This window comes from Bacillus sp. 2175 (assembly GCF_057812155.1).
The window spans coordinates 44,105-69,029 of the sequence record NZ_CM173819.1 but is presented as its reverse complement, the minus strand read 5'-3'; the positions used below and the strand labels follow the sequence as shown (position 1 = coordinate 69,029).

Here is a 24,925-nt window from a genome sequence, read left to right as displayed (position 1 = left end):
ACTTTCCTATACAATTGTGAAGCCTATATTTAATTAATTTGAGTAAACGCTTGGTTTTAATACGCCTACATAAGGAAGATTACGGTACTGCTCTTTATAATCTAATCCATATCCTACTACAAATTCATGTGGAACAGTAAATCCAACATAATCCGCTTTCAGATCAACCTTACGGCCTGTTGGCTTATCTAATAATGTAACAATTTTTACAGACTTCGCTTTACGATATTTGAATAAGTCTACTAAGTAGCTTAGTGTAAGACCACTATCAATAATATCTTCGACGATTAAAATATCGCGACCTTCTACAGAAGTATCAAGATCTTTTAAAATTTTCACTTCGCCTGTTGAAACTGTAGAGTGACCGTAACTAGATACAGCCATAAAATCCATTTCAAGATATGTATCTGTTCTCTTTAATAAATCTGCCATGAATGGCATTGCGCCTTTTAATACACCAATTGCAAGAGGTACTGTGTTTTTATAATCCTCTGCAACAATTGCACCTAGTTCGCGCACCTTTTCTTGTATTTGCTCTTCAGAAATTAATACTTTTTCGATATCTTGATTCATCATTTCATTATCCTCCCGGAAGACTCCTTGCTTTTGTAGTGAATAATCATATATTTATCCTTCTTTGCCATCTCTTTCGAAATTGCAAATGCAGATCGCTTCAACAAGGGTACCCAAATAATGGTCCCACTTGCATCACAAACGACCGGCCATTCTTCTCTTTTTTCTTTCGGTACTTTTGCTTCGATAAAAATAGCTTTTATCTTTTTCGTGCCATTCATACCTTGTATTGACATGCGATCTCCATTTTCCCTAGAACGAATACGAAGTGGATATGATATATCATTATACTTAGCAACAAATACTGTTTCATTCATGTTACTTGGTATATCTTCGCTCACCTCTGTTACAAATTCATCCCCGTTCAATAGCGTAATGGTCCCGGGTACTGATAAATCTTGTAAAAAAGGAGAAACAATTTCTTGTTTAAATCTAAAGCTACACTCCTCGTATGTACGAACAATTTTCAAATCACCTGGAAAATCAAGTGAACCTGAAGGTTGTGTCCGCTTAAAAAACTCAATCACCTTGTCAATATGTATGGAAGAAAGAGAAGATGGAATCTTATATTCATAAAGATAGTTTAATATTAGTTGAATCCCTCTTCTTTGTAAAGGCATAGACATGGATTCAAAGGCAGGAATTGATAAGCTAATTTGTTTATCACTTTTTTTTGTAATTACTTTATTCATTTTCTCAAAAGCTAATTCCTGCAAATAAGCCTCATCCTCTTGCATCTGCACGCTAAATTTTTGGAATTTCTCATGCACTTGTGGATTTTCTTCTTTCAAATGAGGAAGGACATATTTACGTAATCGATTCCTTGTATATACTTCCTTTTTATTACTCGGATCTATACGTGGCATTAAATTTAGCTTATTACAGTAATCAACAATTTCTTCCTTCGTTACCCCAAGTAACGGCCTAATTAAATACCCATTATGAAAAGGACGCTTCACTGCAATTCCTGCATATCCTTTCGGAGTACTCCCTCTTACAAGACGCATTAAAATTGTCTCGACTTGATCATCTCCATGATGTCCAAGAGCAACATATCTTGCATCATATTTCTTCATTATTCTTTCCAAAAATGCATATCTGCATTCTCTAGCAGCAACCTGTGCATTCATTCCGTATTGCTGTTGATATTGTGATACATTAATCCTTATCGTTTCACAAATAATTCCCAGTTCTTCACAAAGGCCCTGCACAAACCGTAAATCCTCATGAGATTCATCACCTCTAAACATATGATCCACATGAGCTACTACAATTTTCAACTGTTTTTCCGCTCTTTTTTCTAATAAATAATATAAAAGCGCTAACGAGTCAGGACCACCAGAAACTCCCACAACAATTGTTGAATCATTCTTTAATACATCATGCTGCTTTACAAAGTCATCTACTTTTTCAACAAATGTATCTTTCAACTTCGTAATCACCTTTCATTAAACAAGAACAGCAACGTTAGTTGCCTTGTCTACAATGGTACAACTTTTACAAACATTGTGCAAAAAAAAGATATACAAAAATTACATTTTTATCTTACATCCTCCGTGTATATTCACAAAATTAATAACATTACCTTTTTCCACAAAAAAACCTAGGTATTCACCTAGGTTTTTAAAATCAAATTATAGATAAACATTCCACTTACATTTTACTGCGCCTGCATTCCTACAATCGGAATCGTAGCCCACTTCGGCATATTTTTCTTCACTTTTGCCACTACAATAGTCATATCATCATTTATATAACCATCACAAGAGCGAATCACTTCTTCCATAATGATATCAGCAATTTCTTGCGGGTCTTCGGTTTGCAATTCTTTAATTTTTCGTTTCATCCACAATTCATGATTCTCCACATGCTGTGCTCCTTCAAAAATCCCATCGCTCATCATAATAAGAATATCGCCCGTTTTTAATTGTTCACCCACCACATCAACTTCAACATCTTCAATGATTCCCATCGGCAAATTACTTGCTTCAATTTTCAAAATATTATTTGCGCGTTTAACAAAACTCGGCGTCGATCCAATCTTTAAAAACCTTGCACTCGCATCCCGCAAATCTACCATAGCTAAATCTAACGTCGTAAACATCTCTTCTGTCGTTCTCAAAGAAAGAATTGAATTGATAGACTTAATTGCTATTTCTTCATCAATGCCCGATTGGAGTATTTTTTGTAATAATTTCACCGTTTCCTTACTTTCCATATGAGCCCTTTGCCCATTCCCCATACCATCACTAATTGCAAGTGCATATTTACCAACACTTAAATCCATCATCGCATAAGAGTCACCCGAAACAAATCCACCGCCTTTTGCAGCTGTAGCCAATCCTGTATCAAGAGAATACGTCTTCGCCGAACCAAATGATATTAAACTATGGCCATTTGGATAAGAAGACTTTTCTTCATGTTTAACGACAATATTTTCTTTAAGGATATCCGAAAGCATCGGTGCAACTAACTTTTCACATTCACCATGTTCATTAGATGCAACTGGAATTAACATTTCAATATCAATACTTCCTCTATCTAAACAATAAATATCAACATGCTCTACTTCGACACCAAAATCACGGAATGCTTGCATAATCTGTTCTTCCTGCACTTGATGATTTTCACGCTCTCGTTGTATCTCCTTAGCAAAATCCTCCATAACCTTTGATACACCTAATAGTTGCTCCGCTACTATTCTACGATTTTCCTTCATTTGTTTTCGTAATTTTTGTCCCTCATAGAAGTGATCTAATTCACCCGCTACTAAATCCGTCACTTTTTTCCCTCTCACACAATGCTTGTCCCACTCACGAACTAATTTACGATTATGTTGCAGGGTTCCTTCTTCCGTTTCATTCATTATTTGTTTCATATAATCGTACGTTTTATCAAAATTCACTACCCAGCATTGATCCTTTTTAAAGCATGTTTGACATGTTTTCGCAGTAATTGTACTCAAAAACAAATCTGCTTCTGTCTCTTTATCTTCTTCCTCTACATACCCATATACAGAAAAGCTATTAGATAAAGCAGCAAATACATTTGCAAATTGGTTGATTTTATTTGCTGTAACATCACGCATCCTTCTTAAATATTGTTGTTGGTCTTGCGAATGCTCTTGTGTACCTGGCATAAATTTAGCAATACGATCCAAAACAAGCTTCGGTGTTAATAAGAAGATAACAATCGCTACACCTGACTCAATTAAAGTTGTTACAATATTTGTCTGTTTGTCCACATATAATGTAATTAAGCTTGTCCCAATTAATAAACCTAAACTAACACCTAAACGCTTCCCTTCTTTTAACAATCCACCAAGCAATCCAGAGAAAGCAAGAAGGCTAAGCTGAGACAAGCTAGACACATTTGCTAAACTTAATATTAGTCCTGTTACAACCCCTACTGTGGATCCTGTGGCAGCACCTGCAATAAATGCAAATACTAGCACTAAATACCTTGTAAAAATATGTTGAATAGAAGCATCATATACAAACCAATCTGTTGTACCCGTTAAAACAGATGCTAGTAATATAATCAAACAAACAATTTCTTCCGTCTCTAATGCCTGTTGTTTTCCTTTCCTTTCCACTAAAAGCGGGACGCTTTGTAAAAATATCATAGTTAATACGAAACTAAGCCCAGCCTCAATGGTACTAACGAGTAAATCGTACATGGTGACAGTTTGTTGCGCAAAATATACAACAACTAAGTGTGCGGTTAATGCGGAGATAAATACTTGAAATGGAACAAGTCCAACAGTTTTACGTGTAAATCGACTAAAGAAGATATTATAAATGAAGAAGGTAAAGATAGATGCAAAGGTAAAAAACAAATTATCTATCGATACCGAAAGAGCTCCTCCCATTAGAGCTAAAAATGCTAGCGGCATCTTATCCCGCTTCATAACATAAACAGCAGCAAAAAATGGCAGTGCAAACGGTAAAATATTTGTTAATATATATGCTCGTCCCAAAAGAAAACCAATAACAACAATAATAAATCCCCATCTAAAGAAAACTTGCTCAAATTTCATTCGCAACTTACTCGTCCACTTTATTCCTCCAAGCTGACTCTCATTCATTGCCAATGCACTTGTATTCATAGTATTCCTTCCTGCTTTAGGCATATTTTTAACACCACCTGCATAGTTTAATTACTGTCATTATAAAAGATGATTGTTGGTTTTTTTGTCAAAACAACAGTTTTCACTTTTATAATCGTTCGACTTTTTATTCGAAATAACTCTACAGATATACACGGTATGTAAGTTATTTTTGAGATTTTAATTAAATATTCAGAAAATATAGGGTGATTTTGTAGAAGTGTTGTATATCTTAATTTATTTAACAAAAAAAGATCATGCAAATTTGCATGATCTTTTTAGATGACCCGTACGGGATTCGAACCCGTGTTACCGCCGTGAAAGGGCGGTGTCTTAACCACTTGACCAACGGGCCGTTAAATTAAATATAGCGGCGGAGGGGATCGAACCCCCGACCTCACGGGTATGAACCGTACGCTCTAGCCAGCTGAGCTACACCGCCATGTCGTCTTATTTAACGGACAATTAGTATCTTACATCAGATACTAATTAAAGTCAACACATCTCAAAAACTTTTTTAAAAATATTTTTAACATATAAAAAAGCACCCTGAGCCATCACTCTGGGTACCTCTCTATATGTTAAAAACTAAACGTCCTTATTATCCGCGACGCGCGCCACGGCCACCACGTTTAGACTCTGTGTTACGCTTTAAAGAAGTTAAACGATCTTCGCTATCTTTTAAGAAGCGTGCCATCTTTTGCTCAAATGTTTCTTTCGGAGCTCGGTCGTTACCGCCACCGCGATTATCTCTGTTGAAAGAGCGATTATTACGTTGTGGACGTCCAGAACGTTGTTGATCACCACCGCGTTGGTATTCACCGCGTGGACGATCTCCTTCTGTTTTTTCACGTTCTTTCGCTTTTTTGATAGATAAACCAATCTTTCCATCTTTTTCAACATTAATAACTTTTACTTCTACTTGGTCGCCCACTTTTAAGTGATCGTTAATATCTTTTACATAGTTATCAGCAACTTCACTAATATGAACAAGACCCGTTAAGCCCTCTGGCAGCTCCACAAAAGCCCCAAAATTTGTAATACCTGTTACTTTACCCTGTAACTTGCTGCCTACCTCGATTGACATAAAAAAAATGCTCCTCCTTAGTGGTTAAAAAGTCAAATTTTACTTTATTATATATAATCCTAAAATATAGTGTCAATAAGACATACTCTACTTAGAAACAGGAAAAATTATCTCCCCTTTACCAGAGAAGAAATAATCCCTTCTAGCAATCTTTAATACGTACTCTTCATCATTTAACTTTTGAACTTCGTCTTTTAGACTTTTTTCTTTATTCGTTAATGAATCCAGTTCTTTTTTCATGTCCTTAACTTTTGCTTCTTTTGCTTTAATGGAACTGTTTTGTTGATAAAACGTTACACTAATACTCGCAATAATTGTAAAAGTAAAGACAAGAAAAACCGCTAAACGGCGATAAAGTCGCTTCCTGTTCTCATCCGTTTGTATTATATGCTCTTTAACAGGATTTGGACTCTGTTTTTCGATTGTTCTTTGTCTCAGTTCCCTCATTTCCGAGGTCCCCCTAACTTCTTTTTTATATGCTCCCATAGTTGGAAGATATGTCCCTTCAATTTTGCTATATATTGCAGGAACCCTATATGTTTCACTATAAAAAGTTTAACACGATTAGGGAGAAGTTTCCATATGAGCGAAGCAATAAATCGAACAGGCCAGAAAAAAACTTTCCATATGAAAAGTAATATCCAAATCACCATTTTCCATAACACATGTCCAATTGAAAGCAGTATACGAAATAAGAATAATATAAATGCAATAAATAGCTGCGCTATAATAATAACAGGTTTTATCATGAGTAGCTGTATAATTCGAACAAAAAAATATGTTGTTTGCATAAAAATATAGATGAGAAAATTTAACAGCTTCATGTATAGTGCCTTCAGTAAGCTTTGATATGCCGCAAAACCACATAATAATGCCAAAAACACATATATACGTAGCTCAGCTTCATTTACGAGAAGCAATACATAAAAGACGGATAATGCTTGGACAATCCAAAATAATATATCATGTATAAATACAAGCCAACGTTTACGTTCTTGGCGCTTTAAAAAACGTTGATATGTATCTAAAGACGCTCCAATCCAAGCACCCATTCCAATCATTGAAAGCATTGTATACAACTGAATTGTTAAGCTCATTTAAACAACTTACTAAAGAAACCTTTAGTTTTTTCCCCTTGATTTTCATCAATATACAGCATCTCATTAACTTTCCCTTTAATCGACACAATACCTTTTTCCACATCTAAATTTTTCATTTGTAAATTTTGACCACGAATTGTTAAAAAACCCATTACGGTCTCTAGTAAAAACTCTTCGCTATCAAAACTCTCTACCTGCTTCACACCGGTAATATCAATTATACGCCTGCCACGCATAATAATGTCATGCTCTACAGAAACATTTTGTTGATTAGAAGACGTAGGTGAGTAACCATTATTCACGTAAATCCCCCCATAGGTTTTTACTAGCTAATAGTAATGTATGAGGGGATAAATGATTTTAGAACAAGCCTTCTTCCGCTTTTACTTTTTCTTCACGAACTAAGCTATACATATTTGCTGCATCTTCTTTTTTAGTTGTTTCTTTTAATTCATTTATTTTCACAGTCACTATTTTTTGACCAAAACGAATTGTTAATTCGTCAGCTACTTTCACATCAGAACTTGCTTTTGCCACTTGACCATTAATAGATATTCTTCCTTGATCAGCTACTTCTTTCGCTAATGTTCTTCTTTTAATTAAACGTGATACTTTTAAAAACTTATCTAGACGCATATCAAATCCCCCTATTAACGCTCTGTCTGTTTCGCTTCTTCCCATAAAACATCTAACTGTTCTAATGATAAATCTTTCATCTCTTTATTCATTTCAGCTACTTTTGCCTCCATGTATAAAAAACGACCAGTAAATTTCTCATTAGTTGAACGTAACGCCTCTTCTGGATCTATTTTGTAATGACGAGCTATATTAACAAATGCAAATAGTAAATCACCAAACTCACCCAGCATCTTTTTCTCATCCATATTTGTAACCTCTTGTTGGAACTCTTGCCATTCTTCCAAAGCTTTCTCTATCATCGGTTGCACATCAACCCAATCAAATCCAACCTTACCAGCTTTCTTCTGAATTTCATAGGCGCGTAGTAACTGCGGCAAACTTTTGGGAACGCCATTTAAAACAGATTCTTTCACGAATCCTTTTTCTTGTTTTTTAATTTCTTCCCAATTTGCAATCACTTCATCAGCGCTGTTTACATCCGTATTTCCAAACACATGCGGATGGCGACGAACCATTTTCTCAGATAGAGTTCGAATGATATCATCTATAGAGAACCAACCTTCATCTTCTCCGATTTGAGCATGAAGCATAACTTGTAATAATATATCACCTAATTCTTCTACTAAGTGATCATCATCCTCTTCATCGATTGCTTCCAACACTTCATAAGCTTCCTCAATTAAATATTTCTTTAATGATTGATGTGTTTGCTTTTTATCCCACGGACAACCATTTGGACCACGAAGTTCCGCAATAATTTCTCTAAGAACATCAAACTGTTGATACAAGGACGCACGCTCCTGAACTGGCGGCACGTACACACTCGTTAAATTATTCAATTCCGTTTCATGATCTAACATGTACAACGGTACCTTCTTTACTTGTTCAAATGAAGTTCCTGCAGCTGTTACGATATACACTTCATAATCATCTGGTAACATCTCCATTAATGTTAATTTCACATCAGATGCAACGAATGCATCATATACTTGGCAAAAGATTAAATGTTGACGCAGTTCTAATTGCCCTCTTTCAAATGATGTAGCATCAAGTAATTGGAATCCTTCAATCGGATCAATCTTTAGACTTGCAAACATAGGATCAAGGAAACTTTGTCCACCCTCAATTCGCACTTCAACATTTGAAACTTCTCCTTTTTCCAACAGTAGCTGAACTGTTCTTTCTGCTACAAGTGGATGCCCGGGAACAGCATAGATAATTTCTGTACCTTCAGCTTGTTCTAGCAATTTATTCGCAATTGTTTCATATACAATTTCAAACGTATCATGTGCTTCATATACAGCATCAAAAGACGTATATTGTACGCCTTCTTTCTCCAATTCTTCTATAACTGGATGTTCTTTCGTTCTAACAAACAGATGGTCTGCTTCTTTTATTTTTCGATATACACCCATCGTTAGCTGATCTAATTCACCAGCTCCTAAACCTAAAATAGTAATGATTCCACTCACAACCAGTCACCTCTATCCACTCTTCTTCAATGAACCTTCTTTTTTCTCTTGTTTCATAACGGTTCCTAATTCTTTTTTTGTAAATACACGTAATTTCAAAATAAAAAACATATATGTCAATCCGCCAATGGCTACACCTAACAACGCTTCAAGTGTCGCGCTTCCTCTATGTTCCATATCAATTACTAATCCAGACATCTGTAACACACGTGTGAACATCATTAATACAAATCCCATACAGATACCACTAATTACTATCCCTAACATATTTCGCTTATTGATAAGTGACCCTGATACAGCTCTCGTAAGCAACAAAGTATTTAGTCCAGAGATTATAATTAACGCACATAAAGTCGCAAAGGCTGCACCTTTCACACCAAAATAAGGCATGAATATATAATTTAACGCTAACTTTAAGCAACCTCCAAATACAACAAATAATGCTGGCTTAAACGTTTGCCCCAATCCTTGTAAAATAGAAGCTGTCGTAATTGACAATGAACTAAATAAAATAGATAACGATAAAATAGATAAAACATCTGATCCATCACTGTTTTCAAACAACATAATATTCGTAGGTTGAATAATACAAGTTAGTCCAATAGCTGCTGCAAGTCCAATAACACATGTTATTTTCACTGCTAACTTTACCTTTTCTTGAATAAAGGAAAGATCTCCTCTTTCCTTCGCCGCTGTAATAATCGGAATAAGTGACAACGAGAAAGAAGTCGTCACAACAGTACCTAATTGCATTAGCGGAATACTTCTATCATAAACACCCTTTAATACCTTTGCATTTTCAGCCTGTTCTCCCGCACCAATAAGTAAGCTGTAAAAGGACACTGAATCAGCCATCTGTATAAAAATAAGCACTAAATTACTAACACAAATCGCTAACCCCTGCCAAAAAAGGATTTTAACTATCTTCCTTTTACCCTTAATTCTCGCTGCACTTTTGAAGAATATAGAACGAAAATCTTGACGCATATACAATATAAGTACAATAATCCCAATAAGACCACCCGCAATTGAGCCTAACATAGCTCCTGCACCAACTGTATATAAATCAAATCCGTGAGCAATTAGGAATAGCGATAAAAATACAATAATAGAAACTCGAATTGTTTGTTCTATTACTTGCGAAACAGCCGTTGGCATCATATTATTAAATCCTTGAAAATACCCTCTTGCTACAGACAAAAATGGCATCAATAAGAATGAAAATGAAATAACACGTAGTAACTTATCTAAGTGTATATCGCCCATAGCTACCGCAATTGTTTCGGCCCCAAAAAACAATGTAAAGAAGCCTATAAAACCAATTCCTAATAAGAACCAAAAAGATACACAAATAATTTCTTCTGCTTCTTTTTGTTTTCCCCGCTCTAATCGTTCTGCAACCATTTTCGAAATGATAACAGGAAATCCATAAGTAGCTAAAATTAAACAAAATCCATAAAACGGGTAAATTTGTTGGTAAATATAAAACCCAATATCCCCCGCTATATTTTGATATGGAATACGGTAAAAAGCGCTTAATACTTTTGTAACGAAACTTGCAATCGTTAATATAATAGCCCCACGCCAAAAGGCTTGATACTTCTTCGCTTCCATACAAGAAAACTCCTTTTTCTATTCTCACCTCTCGTATTATATCATAAAGAAAAGAACAAACTCCCTTCCCAACACGGGTAATAATGAGTTCCTACACGTTAAAAATATTCAACGAAAAAAGGTAGCAAAGTGCTACCTTCATTCAATATACATATATCTCCAAATAATTGATTTCTCAAAAAGAAAGATCATAATTAGGAAAGATTGCTACTTCTAAAATCAATATACCCTTACTGTTCCATTTGTTTCGCTAAGAAACTGGCAGCAGTATTAACCGCTTTATGCTCGATCTCGCTTATAATAGCTTCTTTTGAAAAAATAATGACGGCTCCAATCGGATCTCCGTTTGCAACAATTGGTCCAACTGTATAAGAATGAACCTTTTCTGTTACACCATCAATAATGGAAATATCACTTTCATCCGTCATAATAACAGACTTTCGTTCTTCCATCGTTTTTTCAATTAAATCGCCAACACTTTTATTTAAGTATTCTTTTTTCGATACGCCTGATACTGCGATGATAGAATCTCGATCACACACAAGCACATTATGTCCTAAGCTGTCATATAAAGCATCAGCATATTCTTTTGCAAAATCACCTAGCTCACTAATTGGAGAATACTTCTTTAAAATTACCTCTCCATCGCGATCAACAAATATTTCTAGTGGGTCTCCTTCTCGAATACGTAAAGTTCTACGAATTTCCTTCGGGATTACGACCCTGCCTAAATCATCAATTCGACGTACGATTCCAGTTGCTTTCATTCTAATGCTGCCTCACTTTCTACTGATGATCAAAGTGGTGAATTTACCTGTTCATGTAAAAATCACCAACTGTTAGATATAGTATTTTACACATTAGTTCTTCTATGCACGTCGAATTGTATTTTTTTATCTTATTTTAGGCATTTATTACTTCTTTTTTTACATCTGGTAAGCCTTTTAATAAATTTTCAGCAATCGTTAACCACTTCGATGTCTCTAAGCCATTTGTTTTCATAACAATTTTCAATTGTGATCCTTCCATTCCTAAACCAATCATACGTCCAAAACTATTTCCGAGCATGAATAATTTTCCACCATCAATATTTTGACTTGCTTGTTCAGAAAACAGGAATGTTACTTCAAATTTATTCTGCTTAATTAATTCAATTTGTTCTTTCATTGCCAACACTTTAATATTTGCAATTTGTAATAAATAACCAACTTCTTGTGGATAATCGCCAAATCTATCGATCATTTCTTCCTGCAATTCTTCAATATCCTCAATTGCAGAAACACCTCTAAATTGTTTATACATCATAATTTTTTGCTTACTATCTGAAATATAAGCATCTGGTAAGTATGCATCTACCTCTAAGTCAATTTCAACATTAACTATATTTTCAGCCCCATCTGTTCCTCTACGCTGTTCAATTGCATCTTTTAACATTTGAGAATATAGATCAAATCCGACAGAATCAATAAATCCATGCTGTTCTGCCCCTAACAAATTACCTGCTCCACGAATAGATAAATCTCTCATCGCAATTTTGAAACCAGATCCAAGTTCCGTGAACTCTTTAATTGCTTGTAGACGCTTCTCTGCAACCTCTGACAGCACTTTGTCACGTTTATATGCAAAGTATGCATATGCAACACGATTAGAACGTCCAACACGCCCACGAAGCTGATACAACTGTGATAATCCCATACGATCTGCATCAAATACAATTAACGTATTTACATTCGGAATATCTACACCCGTCTCAATAATTGTTGTACTTACAAGAACATCATGCTGTCCTTCTAAAAATGATAGCATAACAGACTCTAATTCGCTTTCGTTCATTTTCCCATGTGCGTAGGTTACGCGGGCATCTGGAACTAACATCGAAATTTCATCTGCTTTTCTTTCAATATCCTCTACACGGTTATATAGGAAGTAAACTTGACCACCTCTTGCAAGCTCTCGCTCTATCGCCTCTCGCATTAACGCTGGATTATACTCGACTACATACGTTTGGACTGGGAAACGATTTTCTGGTGGTGTCTCAATAACAGATAAGTCGCGCACACCAAGCATAGACATATGAAGCGTCCGCGGAATCGGAGTTGCCGTTAATGTTAATACGTCAACATTCGCCTTCAATTGTTTAATTTTTTCTTTATGTGTCACACCAAATCTTTGTTCTTCATCAATAATAAGAAGCCCTAAATCTTTATAAGTAACATCTTTAGATAAAATACGATGTGTTCCGATTACAATATCTACTGTTCCATCCTTTAAGCCCTTAATTGTTTCATTTTGTTGTTTCCTCGTACGGAATCTACTTAATAAGCCTATATTGATTGGATAATCTTGAAAACGCTCTCGAATTGTTTCATAGTGTTGCTGCGCAAGAATCGTTGTCGGTACTAAAATTGCAACTTGTTTTTCATCCATAATCGCTTTAAATGCCGCACGAATAGCCACTTCAGTCTTCCCATACCCTACATCACCACAAAGGAGCCTATCCATCGGGCGTCCGCGTTCCATATCTTTTTTAATCTCGTCAATAGAACGTAACTGATCCTCTGTCTCTTGGTATGGGAAAGATGATTCGAACTCTTGTTGTTCTGCCGTATCTGGCGTATATGCATAGCCTTTTGAAGCTTCGCGCTCAGCATATAGTTTAATTAGGTCATCCGCAATGTCTTGTACAGATTTTTCAACTTTCGTTTTAACCTTTTTCCAATCATTACCACCTAATTTGTAAACTTTCGGATCCTTACCTTCAGATCCTACATATTTTTGAACTTGATCAATTTGTTCAATTGGAACGTATAGCTTATCATTACCTTGATATTTAATATTTAAATAATCTTTATGAACACCATTAATCTCTAATGTCTCAATACCTAAAAATTTACCTATACCATGATTTACATGAACTACATAATCTCCAACTTTTAATTCCGAATAACTTTTAATACGTTCAGCATTCGATAGCTTTTGTTTACGTTGTGATTTTTTAACTTTCTTATGAAAAAGCTCCTTTTCAGTAATGACAACAAGCTTTTGCATCGGCATTTCAAATCCTGCATGTAAATCACCTACAGCAATTTGTAACCTTCCAGGCAATAAAATATCTGTACCTTCTACAATATCTGCCTCAATATCATAATCACTTAAAATATGTTGTAATTTTTTCACACGTTCATCATCTGTTCCGAGTACAACAGTCGTAAAATGCCCTTCATTCCATCTATCAATTTCTGTTTTTAACAAATTCATCTGTCCATGGAAATCTTGCATTGTTTTACATGTTACATTAACAATATTTTGCGGATGTGTGTGTGCGATATGACGCAAGAATAACGTTAAATATACAAAACTTCTTTTTTTATGATGAAGAAACCCCTCGAATGGGTGAGAGAAAGATAAATCTTGAATAATTGTTCCTTCACCAAGAAGTGATATATACCATTCCGCCTCTTCTGTTTCAAGATGTGATGCTGTTTCTTGAATACGGGAAATCTCATCTAAAATTACAACACCATCTTCTGGTAAATAATCTATCAGACTAGCAGGTTCTTTATAGAAAATAGATAAGTATTTAAACATCTGTTCTATACTTTGCCCGTTTTTCAACATCTCAATTTCATGACTTACCGTCTCAAGCACTTTAGTCTTTAGTTTATCATCAGAAAGTTTTTGCATCGTCTTAGTCAAGCCTTCTTCAAGATGCTGAATTCCTGATTTTAATTCTTCCTGTGAAAATAAAAACTCTGTTGCCGGACCAAACCTAACGTTTTCTTTTTTACCTTGAGAACGCTGTTCATCCACATCAAATAATCGAATAGAATCGACTTCTGTATCAAAGAATTCAATACGAAATGGTAGTTCTTCAGTTAAAGGATAAATATCTAATATTCCCCCACGCAAACTGAACTCCCCTGGAGCTTCTACCATCGACTTACGTTCATAGCCAATATGATGTAAAGTATGCAAGAGCGCATCTAAATCAATCTCTTGCCCTAGATTGATTTCAACTTGCTTTTGCTTCCACAATTCTTTTATTGGTAAAAATCTACGCAATCCTGCCACTGGCGCTACAATGATTCCATTCTCTCCCGCAGCCAAGCGATTTAACACTTCTATACGTTGCGCCTTCAATTCTGGACTTGCAACTCCAATTTCCGATGCTATCAGTTCATTCACTGGATATAACCACACATCTTTTTCACCAAGTAACGCCACTAAATCTTCATGTACTTTTTGTGCTTGGTATAAGTTATGTGTCACGATTAATTGTGATTTTTTTGTTTTTTTATATAAAGCCGCCATTAATAATGAACGAGAAGACGTTGCCATCCCTGATATAAGTTGTTCTTTTAACCCATCTTCTAACCCATTAATAACCGATTGTATCTCTTCATTTTTATAAAATTGCTCTAATAAACCTATCATTTTTAAAACTCCTCTCAACATAAAGAGCAAGTCATTCTATTTTATGCAAATATTTTGGAAAAGGAAAACAGAAAAATGCTTTGGACATGCCAAAGCGACAACATTTTATTGCAGAAATTTTTCATACTCATAATACTCAGGATAAGATGCGAGCGTTTCTTGACACGATTCACAAATCGTTTTTATATATATATTTCCATTCTCATGAAAATGAATCATTTCTACTACTTCTTGCTCCGTTAGTTGAAATAAAACGTCGCTATATACTTTTTCTGCGTTAATGGAGCCTACATTACCTCCGCAGTGTCTGCAATAATAATACCCTTCCATACTAGCCTCCTAAAAATTCAATTACTACTAGTATGGGTAAAACAAAAGAGAAATATTCCCAATCTCATTTTTAACTATTGAAAGTATTCATGATTTGAAGAAAAGGCTTATTTAGCCACTCTTCACATGCATCCGCTGCTTTTTCAATAGAATGGTTAACATCCGGAATCTCTTCAGATGTAAAGCGTCCTAATACATAATCGACTACCTTCATTCCATTTTTCGGGCGATCAATTCCCATACGGATACGTTGAAATTCTTGTGTTCCTAAGTGCGAAATCGTTGACTTTACACCATTATGTCCACCAGCACTACCTTTCATGCGAAGACGCAATTTACCTACAGGAATGTCTAAATCGTCGTACATAACAACGAAGTCCTCAACATCAATTTTATAATAATCCATAAGTGGACGAATACTTTCCCCAGATAAATTCATGTATGTTAGCGGCTTTAATAAGATTACCTTTTCTCCATTAACAAACCCTGCACCAAATACACCTTTAAATTTTTGTTCATTCAAAGAAATGTTCCAACGCTTCGCAAGTTCATCAATGGCCATAAATCCAATATTATGCCTTGTTAATTCATATTCTCTACCTGGGTTCCCAAGTCCTACTATCAATTTCATTCTTGTACCACTACTTTCTTTTTTCGATACGAAAAGACGTAACCAATTTTGGTTACGTCTCATTCTATCCAATTAATTGAATAATACACTCACAGATTCTTCTTCGTATACACGAATGATTGCTTCTCCGATTAATGGAGCAACTGAAAGTTCATGTACTTTGTCGATTTTCTTCTCTTCTGGTAATACGATAGAGTTCGTTACAACTAACTCTTTAATGTTTGAATTTTGAATACGCTCAATTGCTGGACCAGATAATACTGGGTGTGTACAGCAAGCATATACTTCAGAAGCACCGTTCTCAACAAGAGCGTTTGCTGCTAATGTAATTGTACCAGCTGTATCAATGATGTCATCAATTAAAATCGCTGTTTTGCCTTCAATATTACCGATAATGTTCATTACCTCTGAAACGTTCGGGCGAGGACGACGCTTATCAATAATAGCGATTGGCGCTTTTAGACGATCTGCCATTTTTCTCGCACGAGTTACACCACCATGATCAGGAGACACGATTACGATATCTTTAAGACCTTTTGTTTCAAAGTAATCAGAAAGAATCGGTACACCCATTAAGTGGTCGATTGGGATATCAAAGAACCCTTGAATTTGTGGAGCATGTAAATCTAGAGTGATTACACGAGTTGCACCTGCTGTTTCAAGCAAGTTTGCTACAAGTTTCGATGTAATTGGTTCACGAGAACGCGCTTTACGGTCTTGACGCGCATAACCATAGTAAGGAATAACAATATTAATTGTTTTCGCAGATGCACGTTTTAATGCATCGATCATAATAAGTAATTCCATGATATGTTCGTTTACTGGGAAGCTTGTAGATTGAATAATGAATACATCGCAACCACGGATACTTTCTTCAATGTTAATTTGAACTTCTCCATCACTAAAACGATCAACAGAACATTTTCCTAGTCCTACTCCAATATGCTTTGCAATCTGCTCAGCAAGTTCCTTATTAGAGTTTAAAGAGAATACTTTCAAATTAGAATTTAGATATTGAGTCGACATCTAGATTAACCCTCCACATTATTATGATTTTTTCTTATTCAGCAATTGATCAACATAGTCTTCTTTGTTAACTTGACGTGCACGTGCTACCGATAATGCTTTTGATGGAACATTCTCTGTAATTGTAGAGCCTGCCGCCACATAAGCACCATCTTCAACTGTTACTGGAGCAACAAGGTTTGAATTACATCCAATAAATACCCCATTACCAATCACAGTTTTGAATTTATTCTTACCGTCATAGTTCACCGTAATTGAACCACAACCAAGATTCACGTCTTCTCCAACTTGTGCATCCCCGATATAACTCAAGTGTGAAGCTTTACTTCTATTACCAAAGACAGTTTTTTTGATTTCCACGAAGTTTCCAACGCGTACTTCGTCTCCAATAACTGAACCTGGGCGAATATGTGCAAATGGACCAACCGATACTTCTGTACCAAGCTTACTATCATGTACAGTAGATTGTCGAATTGTCGTACGATCTCCAATTTCACTATCGCGAATTACTGTATGCGGTCCAATTTCACAATCAGAACCAATTACAGTGTTCCCCTCAATAATTGTTCCTGGATGAAGAACTGTATCGCTACCGATAATTGCATCAGCAGAAATATAAGTGTTACTTGGATCAATAATTGTAACACCATTTACCATGTTCTTTCGGTTGATACGGTTTTTCATAATAATTTCCGCTTGCGATAGAGCGACTCTGTCGTTAACACCTAACGTTTCATCGAACTGCTCTGTTTGATAAGCTGATACGATATGACCTTCATTTTTTAAAATCTCAATAACATCTGGAAGGTAATATTCACCTTGCACGTTATCATTTGAAACTTTAGAAAGTGAAGCAAATAAAGCCTTATTATCAAAACAATACGTACCTGTATTGATTTCTTTAATAGCTAATTCTTTCTCATTTGCATCTTTATGCTCAACAATCTTTTCAACATGACCATTCTCATTACGAACAATACGGCCATATCCAGCAGGCTCTTCTATGTATGCTGTTAGCACCGTCGCCATTGCTCCTGCTTCTTTATGTTGCTGAAGTAATGCTTCCATTGTTTCAGCAGTTATTAGAGGCGTATCACCACAAATAACTAAAGTTGTTCCTTCTTCATTTGCAAGTACACTTGCAGCTTGATCTACAGCATGTGCTGTACCAAGTTGTTCTGCTTGTAATGCAAATTCACTTACGTTCCCTAGCTGTTCTTGTACCATTTCAGCACCATGTCCAACAACCGTTACAAGTTTCTGCAATCCTAATTGAGATACTTGATCGACTACGTGTTGTACCATAGGTTTTCCACATACAGGATGCAGCACTTTGTATAGCTTAGACTTCATACGTGTGCCTTTACCTGCAGCTAGAATCACTGCAAATCTGTTTGACATATAGACCCTCCATCGCAACCTATTTATCCATTAAAGATATTATCCTAAATCATCATATATTTCAAGAAACACATTTTAACTATTAAATTTTACCATAATTCTTATAAGATGTTTTACTCTTTAGTATCTTTTTTAAGAAATAAGCTATACTATTTAAAATGATTTTGAAAAAATTAGTAGTTTCTTCTTTTTATGTTAATAAATTATACAGTTTCCAAATATAAAGCAAAAAAAACAAACCCCTGTAAATGCTTACAGGAGTTTGCTACAAAATTATAAGGCTTTTTGTCAAAAGCCCTTTTCATTCGAATTTTACGAAGCACCTGCTTCTTCAAACTCAACCTCTTCTAACTCGCCTAAACGATGATACTCTGTTAAAACCGCATCTTGAATTTTAGAGCGTGTACCAGAATTAATTGGATGTGCAATGTCACGGAACTCTCCATCTGGAGTACGTTTACTTGGCATTGCTACAAATAATCCATTATTACCATCAATTACACGAATATCATGAACAACAAATTCATGGTCTAGAGTAATAGAGGCAATTGCTCTCATGCGGCCTTCTGTGTTTACGCGGCGTAATCTTACGTCAGTCACTTCCATCTTGTGTTCACCACCCTTTTCTAAATAAGCGATATATTTGTATAAATTCCACAAATTTTCTATTTTCCCTTTAATTTTTTAAAAATTTTTAAGATAAAAATTTTTAAAGTAGTTGAATATAGAGATTAGTGGAGGTTATCGCTTACAAAAGGTTACTTAACTAGGGCGATTACTTCAATTTCAACGGAAACATCTTTCGGTAATTTTGCTACTTGCACACAAGATCGAGCTGGTTTATGAGTAGAGAAATAAGAGCTATACACTTCATTCACAGCATTAAAATCATCCATGTCCTTTAAAAATACTGTTGTTTTTACGACTGTATCAAATGAAGCACCTGCTTCCTCTAATACCGCTTGTAAATTTTGAAATACTTGTTCTGTTTGTACTGTTACATCTCCTGTTACAAGCTCCCCATTTGCCATCAATGGAATTTGTCCTGAGCTATAGAACATGTTATTTACAATAATCCCCTGTGAATAAGGTCCAATTGCTTGTGGTGCCTTGCTTGTTTGAACAACTTTCATACTTTTCACCCTTTTATTATTTATTTTACTCTTTAAAAATAGTGTACGAAAGGCAGTTTGTCCATCTATTTTATAATCTATAAATAAAATAAAAAAGATAGAGCTATCTGCTCTATCTTTTATTCCGCCTCTACAAGCCCTTCATCAAATGGTGCAAGAGAATAATTCCCTTTTTCCACTTGAATCGTTTTTTCTTTCACATCAACTTCCGATAGACGAATTAATGATACAAAATTATTAATTAGTCGTTCTTCAATATCTGTGGATTCTACTAATACACCAATACCAACAACATTAGCCTTGAATTCTTCTAGCATACTCATCATACCTTGAATTGTTCCGCCAGCTTTCATGAAGTCATCAATAATTAAAACATTCGACCCTTCTGGAAGACTGCGTTTTGCTAACGTCATTGTTTGAATTCGTTTAGAAGAACCCGACACATAGTTAATACTAACAGTCGGACCTTCTGTTACCTTATTATCTTTCCTTGCAATTACAACTGGTACATCTAAGTAATTTGCCACTGCATAAGCAAGTGGAATCCCCTTCGTTGCCACCGTCATAACTGCATCAATTGGTTGCCTAGCAAAAACAGAAGCAAACAAACGACCTGCGCCATTAATATGGCGAGGATTACTCAATAAATCTGTCATGTATAAGTAACCGCCAGGCAAAATACGATCTGGGTTTTCAAATAAGCCACAAAGCTCATCAATAATTAGATCTGCCTCTTCTTCACTTATATACGGTATATATTTCACTCCTCCTGCTGCTCCTGGTATCGTTTGCAATGTGCCGACCCCTTGTTGTTCAAACGTTTGCTTAATAATAACTAAATCTTCACTAATGGAAGACTTAGCCGATTGATACCTTTCAGCAAAAAAAGTGAGAGATACTAGCTGACGAGGGTTTTGTAGCAAGTAATAAGTCATATCGACTAATCTTGTACTTCTTCTAATTTTCATACTCTCACCTCAAATCACGAATATTCTAAACAAATCATAACGTATTATACGTCTTTATTCAAGCGTTTCTCGCTCTCCTAATAAACGTACCGCATAGACTTGTTCACAAAATCCTTTTAATCCGTTATAAATGCGATGCATTCGTGAATCATGGTGTACAAGTCCAAATACAGTTGGACCACTTCCACTCATTAATACAGCATCCGCTCCAAATCGCTTCATCTGTGATTTAATACGGGCAACTTCAGGATGCATTCCAAATGTTACATCTTCTAAAACGTTACCAACAGTATCACAAATTCCTTTATAATCACCAGAATTTATGACATCAACCATTTTATCTACATTTGGATGTGTAACTCGATTTAACTTTAAATTTCCATACACATCAGCAGTAGATACACCTATATGTGGTTTCGCTAAAATAACCCAACAAGAAGGCGGAGTCTTTATATGCTCAATTTTCTCTCCTCTTCCAGTGGCAATTGCTGTGCCTCCGTATACACAGAACGATACATCTGATCCAATTTCTGCACCAAGCTCTGCTAACTCATCAATTGTAAGCTCTAAATTCCATAATTTATTAAGACCACGTAATGTCGCTGCTGCATCACTACTTCCACCTGCTAATCCAGCTGCTACTGGAATCGTTTTTTCAATAGTAATAGATACACCTTTTTTTACATTAAACTTCTCTTTTAATAATTTCGCTGCCTGATAAGCTAAATTTCGTTGGTCGTCTGGGACATACCGATTATGGGATAAAATTTCAATACGGTCTTCTGCTAATTCCGTTAGTTCTAGACGATCTGCTAAATCAATGGTTGTCATAATCATTTTCACTTCATGATATCCGTCTTGTCTTTTTCCCAGTACATCTAACGACAGATTAATCTTTGCTGGTGCTTTCACTAGTAGCTTCAATCTATTCACCCACTCTATGTACTCAATCTTTTATCGTTTATTTTACCATAAATTTATAGTAAGACGATGACACTTCCCTAATTATAACGAAAAGCATTCAGAATGAAACTACTTATGTAAAATGATGGCACCTTTTAGAGTACAAAAAGCCGAGGAATGTCTCCTCGGCTACCGTAGCACAGAAAGTATCTTACAACTACTGGTTTCGTTTCATTAATTGCTGTTCTGCAATTTCTATAGCACGTTTCACCATGTTACCAGCATCTTTCGCACGAATTCCGCCCCATCCTTCTTTCTGAACAACATCATAAAAGCCAAGCTCTTTTGCTAGCTCTTCTTTAAATTGGTTTGACATGACACCTCTTCGTCTACTCAATGCAGAGTCCCTCCTTATTTTGCTACGGTATAGTTAGTATGCAAAATAATATAGCTTTTCATTTATGGGAATATATGTAATGATATATGGATTATAAAATGACCTCATTATGAGGGTCTCCATAAAATGTTAACTCTACTGTCTCTGTTAAAACATCTGCATAACTATAAGATACACGTTGCAACGCATCTTCTTGTTGATCCAATTGTACAACAAAAACGGAACGGTATGTTTCTGCTAGTACACCTGATTGCTCCACAGTTTTTCTTCTTCCACTATTTGCTTTTAACATAAGTCGCTGTCCAAGATGGTGATCTAATTCGCTTTTAATTTCATCTAAACGTTTTGACATATACTTCGCTACACCTCGCTGTAATTTAGATTGAACACTTAAAGCACGATATATCTATCCTAATTATTAACCGCGATTCACAGCTAATATCATCCTGCGTTTGAATAGATAGAAGAAATACTATATTGTAAAAGTATCATTACGTAGTCTTTACGTTCTTACCTCTTTTTATCCAAATTCATTTAAATCCTTCCATACAAAAAGCAAGATACATATGTATCCTGCTTACTCTTCGTAATGTTGAAAAGGTAATCCCGTTCGTAAAATCCCTCTCGTTTCAATTCCACCTAGTCCCTTTTCACCAGTAATTGTATTACGTACGACATCCCATACATTGACTCTCTCCATAAATGAAGTAAAACTAATTTTACCAACTACATATACAGGATCTAGTGCATGAATATTAATTCTAGATGGTGAACTAGCGAAATTGGCCCCTGCACGAATTAGTGCCTCAAAATGTGATTGACATGCCCCAGCAAAAATAACAAGTTGATCCAATGATGGATATTTTTTTCGCACTTCACGAACAGCCTGTACAAAATGCCTTGAATGCCTATATGCCGCTAAATCTCCCTTCACTCCTTTTGATTTTGTATATGCATCATGCCCTGTAATAACGAGAATGTCTGGGCGAAAGTGATCTATTAAGTCTACTACTTTTTCATGCATCACCGTTTCTTTACAATGAATACCTTGAACAGGAACGCCAATTTTATTATATAAATCTAAGCACTTGCGCAAATATAAAGGGTCTCCATCTATATGCAATACACGTCCCGGCATTTGAAAATAATTTACCTCACTTGTGTATCCACCAGTTGAAGTATGTTCATGCCTTTGTTTCATCAGTACATAATCTTGTTGAAACAAACGATACGTGCGCTCCATTGTTTCTTTCTCACGCTTCACCCTTTTTTTATGTTCTCTTTGATCTATACTAATTAAATCTTCAAGTGGCGCATCCGCCACCAGTCTAATTTCCTCTCCAAACAATATAGCTATCTCGCCTTTTATTTCTATAATACGAAAAAGAATATCCCTCTTATGAGAATATCGTTCCACTAATTCTCCAACATGTAAAACCATTCTCCTACCTCCAAACTCATTAGGCCATCTTACCTGTTTTTAAAGTATGAATTTAGAGAGCGAAAGGTGACAAAAGGGACAGTTCAACTTGAACTGTCCCTTTCATATTCTTATGATAATTTATGAAGAACTAATGCATTACTTAATGTTGCAAACTCTTCAATAGATAGCGTTTCGCCTCTTCGCTTTGGATCAATTCCTACTTCTGTTAAAATTCGATCCAATAACTCCTTATCTTTCGGGAAACCATTTAAATTATTTGATAAATTATTCATTAAAGTTTTACGGCGCTGTGCGAAACTTGCTCGTACTACTTCAAAGAAAAACGTTTCATCTGTCACCTCTACAACCGGTTTAGGACGCTTTAGAAGGCGGATAATTGCAGAATCAACGTTTGGCTGTGGTACAAACACTGTACGCGGTACAGTCATAACTGTTTCAACCTCTGTATAGTACTGAATGGCAATCGATAAAGAACCATACTCTTTTGTTCCAGGTTTAGCAGCTAAACGATCTCCAACTTCTTTTTGCATCATAACAACAAATCCACGAACTGGTAACTTTTCTTCAAGCAATTTAAATAAAATTGGCGTTGTAATATAGTACGGTAAGTTAGCTACTACCATTACATCTTGCCCTTCTTCAAATTGCTCATTAAATACTTCATGTACATCTGCTTTTAGTACGTCTTTATTAATAACTGTAACATTACCATATGGCGCTAACGTCTCATCTAAAATTGGTAATAGTCTTTGATCAATTTCAAAAGCCACTACTTTTTTAGCACGCTTCGCTAATTGCTCTGTTAATGCACCAATACCTGGTCCAATTTCAATTGCACCACTTTCTGAACCAATTTCTGCATGATCGACAATACGATTTAATACATTTGTATCAATTAAAAAGTTTTGTCCTAAACTTTTTTTGAATGAAAATCCATACTTTTCAACAATGTCTTTTGTACGATTTGGCGTTGCGATATCCTTCATTTTTTTTCCTCCTGTATTACTTGCTTATAAGCTTCTGCAAATGATTCCTTTGAAACTTGAAACATCTGTAATCGTTTATGTAACTGTTTTGCATTTGTATAACCAATCTTTAATAACTTACCCATTCTTTCTCTGCGGCTCTTTGCCATTTCTCCGCCCACTAAGCCTGCATCGACTAAATCACTCCAACTAATTTCACTTGTGTAAGCTTCCATTTCTTCATGTATATTCTCTAGAGCACGGCGAATCGACTCATTAGAAGCATGTTCAATCCCAACACCCTTTTTCCTTTTAGCAAGCGCTTCTTCCTTCGGTAAAAAAGCATGCTTACAGCCAGGAACCTTGTCAGAAATAATTTTTCGAATACGCTCTCCAGGATAATCCGGATCTGTGAAAATAATAACGCCCCTTTTTTGCTGCGCTAATTTAACTTGCTCAATAACATGATCACCGATTGCTGAACCGTTCGTTTCAATTGTATCCGCATCAACAGCACGCTTAATCGCAACTGTATCATCTTTACCTTCTACAACGATAATCTCTTTTATTTTCATGCTTGCCTCCACACTCATTTCGTCTCTACTTAGTAAAACAAAAAAATGACGACTTTTCCATTATTATTTTCCCCATTCTTATATTTTAAAAAATAGAATAGAAAAATCTTTGTTCTCTGTCCTTA

The 24,925-nt window shown here is 35.6% G+C and carries 25 protein-coding genes and 2 tRNA genes; all 27 read right to left on the bottom strand.

Going from position 1 to position 24,925, the window contains the following annotated elements; translation table 11 throughout:
* Window positions 1-33 precede the first annotated feature (33 nt).
* The 27 genes from hpt to rnmV all read right to left on the bottom strand — a co-directional run bounded on the left by hpt (window position 34) and on the right by rnmV (window position 24,800).
* The gene (gene hpt, locus ACXKY9_RS00365; protein ID WP_000981844.1) at window positions 34-576 is read right to left on the bottom strand and encodes a hypoxanthine phosphoribosyltransferase; all 543 of its coding nucleotides are present in this window, start codon (window positions 574-576) and stop codon (window positions 34-36) included.
* Window positions 573-2,003, bottom strand: a complete 1,431-nt coding sequence (gene tilS / locus ACXKY9_RS00360) for a tRNA lysidine(34) synthetase TilS (RefSeq protein WP_000655467.1) — start codon at window positions 2,001-2,003, stop codon at window positions 573-575. Before tilS ends, hpt begins: the two co-directional genes overlap by 4 nt.
* A 230-nt stretch (window positions 2,004-2,233) precedes the next feature.
* On the bottom strand, window positions 2,234-4,705 hold the full coding sequence (spoIIE, locus tag ACXKY9_RS00355; RefSeq protein ID WP_001123552.1) for a stage II sporulation protein E: 2,472 nt from the start codon (window positions 4,703-4,705) through the stop codon (window positions 2,234-2,236).
* A gap of 259 nt (window positions 4,706-4,964) precedes the next feature.
* A tRNA-Glu gene (locus tag ACXKY9_RS00350) sits at window positions 4,965-5,036 on the bottom strand.
* A 13-nt stretch (window positions 5,037-5,049) separates the two neighbouring features.
* A tRNA-Met gene (locus ACXKY9_RS00345) sits at window positions 5,050-5,123 on the bottom strand.
* Between the two features lie 159 nt (window positions 5,124-5,282).
* On the bottom strand, window positions 5,283-5,768 hold the full coding sequence (locus tag ACXKY9_RS00340) for a S1 domain-containing RNA-binding protein (protein ID WP_000021451.1): 486 nt from the start codon (window positions 5,766-5,768) through the stop codon (window positions 5,283-5,285).
* Between the two features lie 87 nt (window positions 5,769-5,855).
* Window positions 5,856-6,215, bottom strand: a complete 360-nt coding sequence (gene divIC, locus ACXKY9_RS00335; protein ID WP_001208739.1) for a cell division protein DivIC — start codon at window positions 6,213-6,215, stop codon at window positions 5,856-5,858.
* Window positions 6,212-6,865, bottom strand: coding sequence for a spore cortex biosynthesis protein YabQ (yabQ, locus tag ACXKY9_RS00330; RefSeq protein WP_000059777.1), 654 nt, complete (start codon window positions 6,863-6,865; stop codon window positions 6,212-6,214). Before yabQ ends, divIC begins: the two co-directional genes overlap by 4 nt.
* Complete coding sequence (yabP, locus tag ACXKY9_RS00325) at window positions 6,862-7,170, bottom strand: sporulation protein YabP (protein ID WP_001059104.1); 309 nt, start codon at window positions 7,168-7,170, stop codon at window positions 6,862-6,864. Before yabP ends, yabQ begins: the two co-directional genes overlap by 4 nt.
* Window positions 7,171-7,228: 58 nt before the next feature.
* Window positions 7,229-7,504, bottom strand: coding sequence for an RNA-binding S4 domain-containing protein (locus ACXKY9_RS00320; protein ID WP_001234876.1), 276 nt, complete (start codon window positions 7,502-7,504; stop codon window positions 7,229-7,231).
* Between the two features lie 14 nt (window positions 7,505-7,518).
* Window positions 7,519-8,979, bottom strand: a complete 1,461-nt coding sequence (gene yabN / locus ACXKY9_RS00315) for a bifunctional methyltransferase/pyrophosphohydrolase YabN (protein WP_000014241.1) — start codon at window positions 8,977-8,979, stop codon at window positions 7,519-7,521.
* Between the two features lie 12 nt (window positions 8,980-8,991).
* On the bottom strand, window positions 8,992-10,593 hold the full coding sequence (locus ACXKY9_RS00310; RefSeq protein ID WP_000387589.1) for a putative polysaccharide biosynthesis protein: 1,602 nt from the start codon (window positions 10,591-10,593) through the stop codon (window positions 8,992-8,994).
* A gap of 230 nt (window positions 10,594-10,823) precedes the next feature.
* Complete coding sequence (spoVT, locus tag ACXKY9_RS00305) at window positions 10,824-11,360, bottom strand: stage V sporulation protein T (RefSeq protein ID WP_000648302.1); 537 nt, start codon at window positions 11,358-11,360, stop codon at window positions 10,824-10,826.
* Between the two features lie 136 nt (window positions 11,361-11,496).
* Entirely contained in the window at window positions 11,497-15,027 is a 3,531-nt protein-coding gene (mfd, locus tag ACXKY9_RS00300) for a transcription-repair coupling factor (RefSeq protein ID WP_000579678.1), read from the bottom strand.
* Window positions 15,028-15,132: 105 nt separating this feature from the next.
* Window positions 15,133-15,357, bottom strand: a complete 225-nt coding sequence (locus tag ACXKY9_RS00295; protein WP_000399438.1) for an anti-sigma-F factor Fin family protein — start codon at window positions 15,355-15,357, stop codon at window positions 15,133-15,135.
* Window positions 15,358-15,427: 70 nt separating this feature from the next.
* Entirely contained in the window at window positions 15,428-15,988 is a 561-nt protein-coding gene (gene pth / locus ACXKY9_RS00290; RefSeq protein WP_000767702.1) for an aminoacyl-tRNA hydrolase, read from the bottom strand.
* Between the two features lie 72 nt (window positions 15,989-16,060).
* The gene (locus tag ACXKY9_RS00285) at window positions 16,061-17,014 is read right to left on the bottom strand and encodes a ribose-phosphate diphosphokinase (protein WP_000107420.1); all 954 of its coding nucleotides are present in this window, start codon (window positions 17,012-17,014) and stop codon (window positions 16,061-16,063) included.
* Between the two features lie 21 nt (window positions 17,015-17,035).
* Window positions 17,036-18,415, bottom strand: a complete 1,380-nt coding sequence (gene glmU / locus ACXKY9_RS00280; protein WP_000071040.1) for a bifunctional UDP-N-acetylglucosamine diphosphorylase/glucosamine-1-phosphate N-acetyltransferase GlmU — start codon at window positions 18,413-18,415, stop codon at window positions 17,036-17,038.
* Between the two features lie 312 nt (window positions 18,416-18,727).
* Window positions 18,728-19,021, bottom strand: coding sequence for a septation regulator SpoVG (spoVG, locus tag ACXKY9_RS00275; protein ID WP_000454041.1), 294 nt, complete (start codon window positions 19,019-19,021; stop codon window positions 18,728-18,730).
* A 152-nt stretch (window positions 19,022-19,173) separates the two neighbouring features.
* Window positions 19,174-19,548, bottom strand: coding sequence for a RidA family protein (locus tag ACXKY9_RS00270; RefSeq protein ID WP_000869811.1), 375 nt, complete (start codon window positions 19,546-19,548; stop codon window positions 19,174-19,176).
* A 119-nt stretch (window positions 19,549-19,667) separates the two neighbouring features.
* Window positions 19,668-20,516, bottom strand: a complete 849-nt coding sequence (purR, locus tag ACXKY9_RS00265) for a pur operon repressor (RefSeq protein WP_000702466.1) — start codon at window positions 20,514-20,516, stop codon at window positions 19,668-19,670.
* 54 nt (window positions 20,517-20,570) lie between these two features.
* Window positions 20,571-21,440 carry a 4-(cytidine 5'-diphospho)-2-C-methyl-D-erythritol kinase gene (ispE, locus tag ACXKY9_RS00260; protein WP_000772101.1) on the bottom strand — a complete coding sequence of 290 codons (870 nt, stop codon included), beginning with the start codon at window positions 21,438-21,440 and terminating at the stop codon, window positions 20,571-20,573.
* Window positions 21,441-21,636: 196 nt separating this feature from the next.
* Window positions 21,637-21,816, bottom strand: coding sequence for an acid-soluble spore protein SspF (sspF, locus tag ACXKY9_RS00255; protein ID WP_002094215.1), 180 nt, complete (start codon window positions 21,814-21,816; stop codon window positions 21,637-21,639).
* Between the two features lie 91 nt (window positions 21,817-21,907).
* Complete coding sequence (veg, locus tag ACXKY9_RS00250; RefSeq protein WP_000044347.1) at window positions 21,908-22,168, bottom strand: biofilm formation stimulator Veg; 261 nt, start codon at window positions 22,166-22,168, stop codon at window positions 21,908-21,910.
* A gap of 225 nt (window positions 22,169-22,393) precedes the next feature.
* The gene (yabG, locus tag ACXKY9_RS00245) at window positions 22,394-23,257 is read right to left on the bottom strand and encodes a sporulation peptidase YabG (RefSeq protein WP_000242869.1); all 864 of its coding nucleotides are present in this window, start codon (window positions 23,255-23,257) and stop codon (window positions 22,394-22,396) included.
* A gap of 110 nt (window positions 23,258-23,367) precedes the next feature.
* On the bottom strand, window positions 23,368-24,246 hold the full coding sequence (gene rsmA / locus ACXKY9_RS00240) for a 16S rRNA (adenine(1518)-N(6)/adenine(1519)-N(6))-dimethyltransferase RsmA (protein ID WP_000651548.1): 879 nt from the start codon (window positions 24,244-24,246) through the stop codon (window positions 23,368-23,370).
* The gene (gene rnmV, locus ACXKY9_RS00235; RefSeq protein ID WP_000692835.1) at window positions 24,243-24,800 is read right to left on the bottom strand and encodes a ribonuclease M5; all 558 of its coding nucleotides are present in this window, start codon (window positions 24,798-24,800) and stop codon (window positions 24,243-24,245) included. The genes rsmA and rnmV overlap by 4 nt, the downstream gene beginning before the upstream one ends.
* Window positions 24,801-24,925 lie beyond the last annotated feature (125 nt).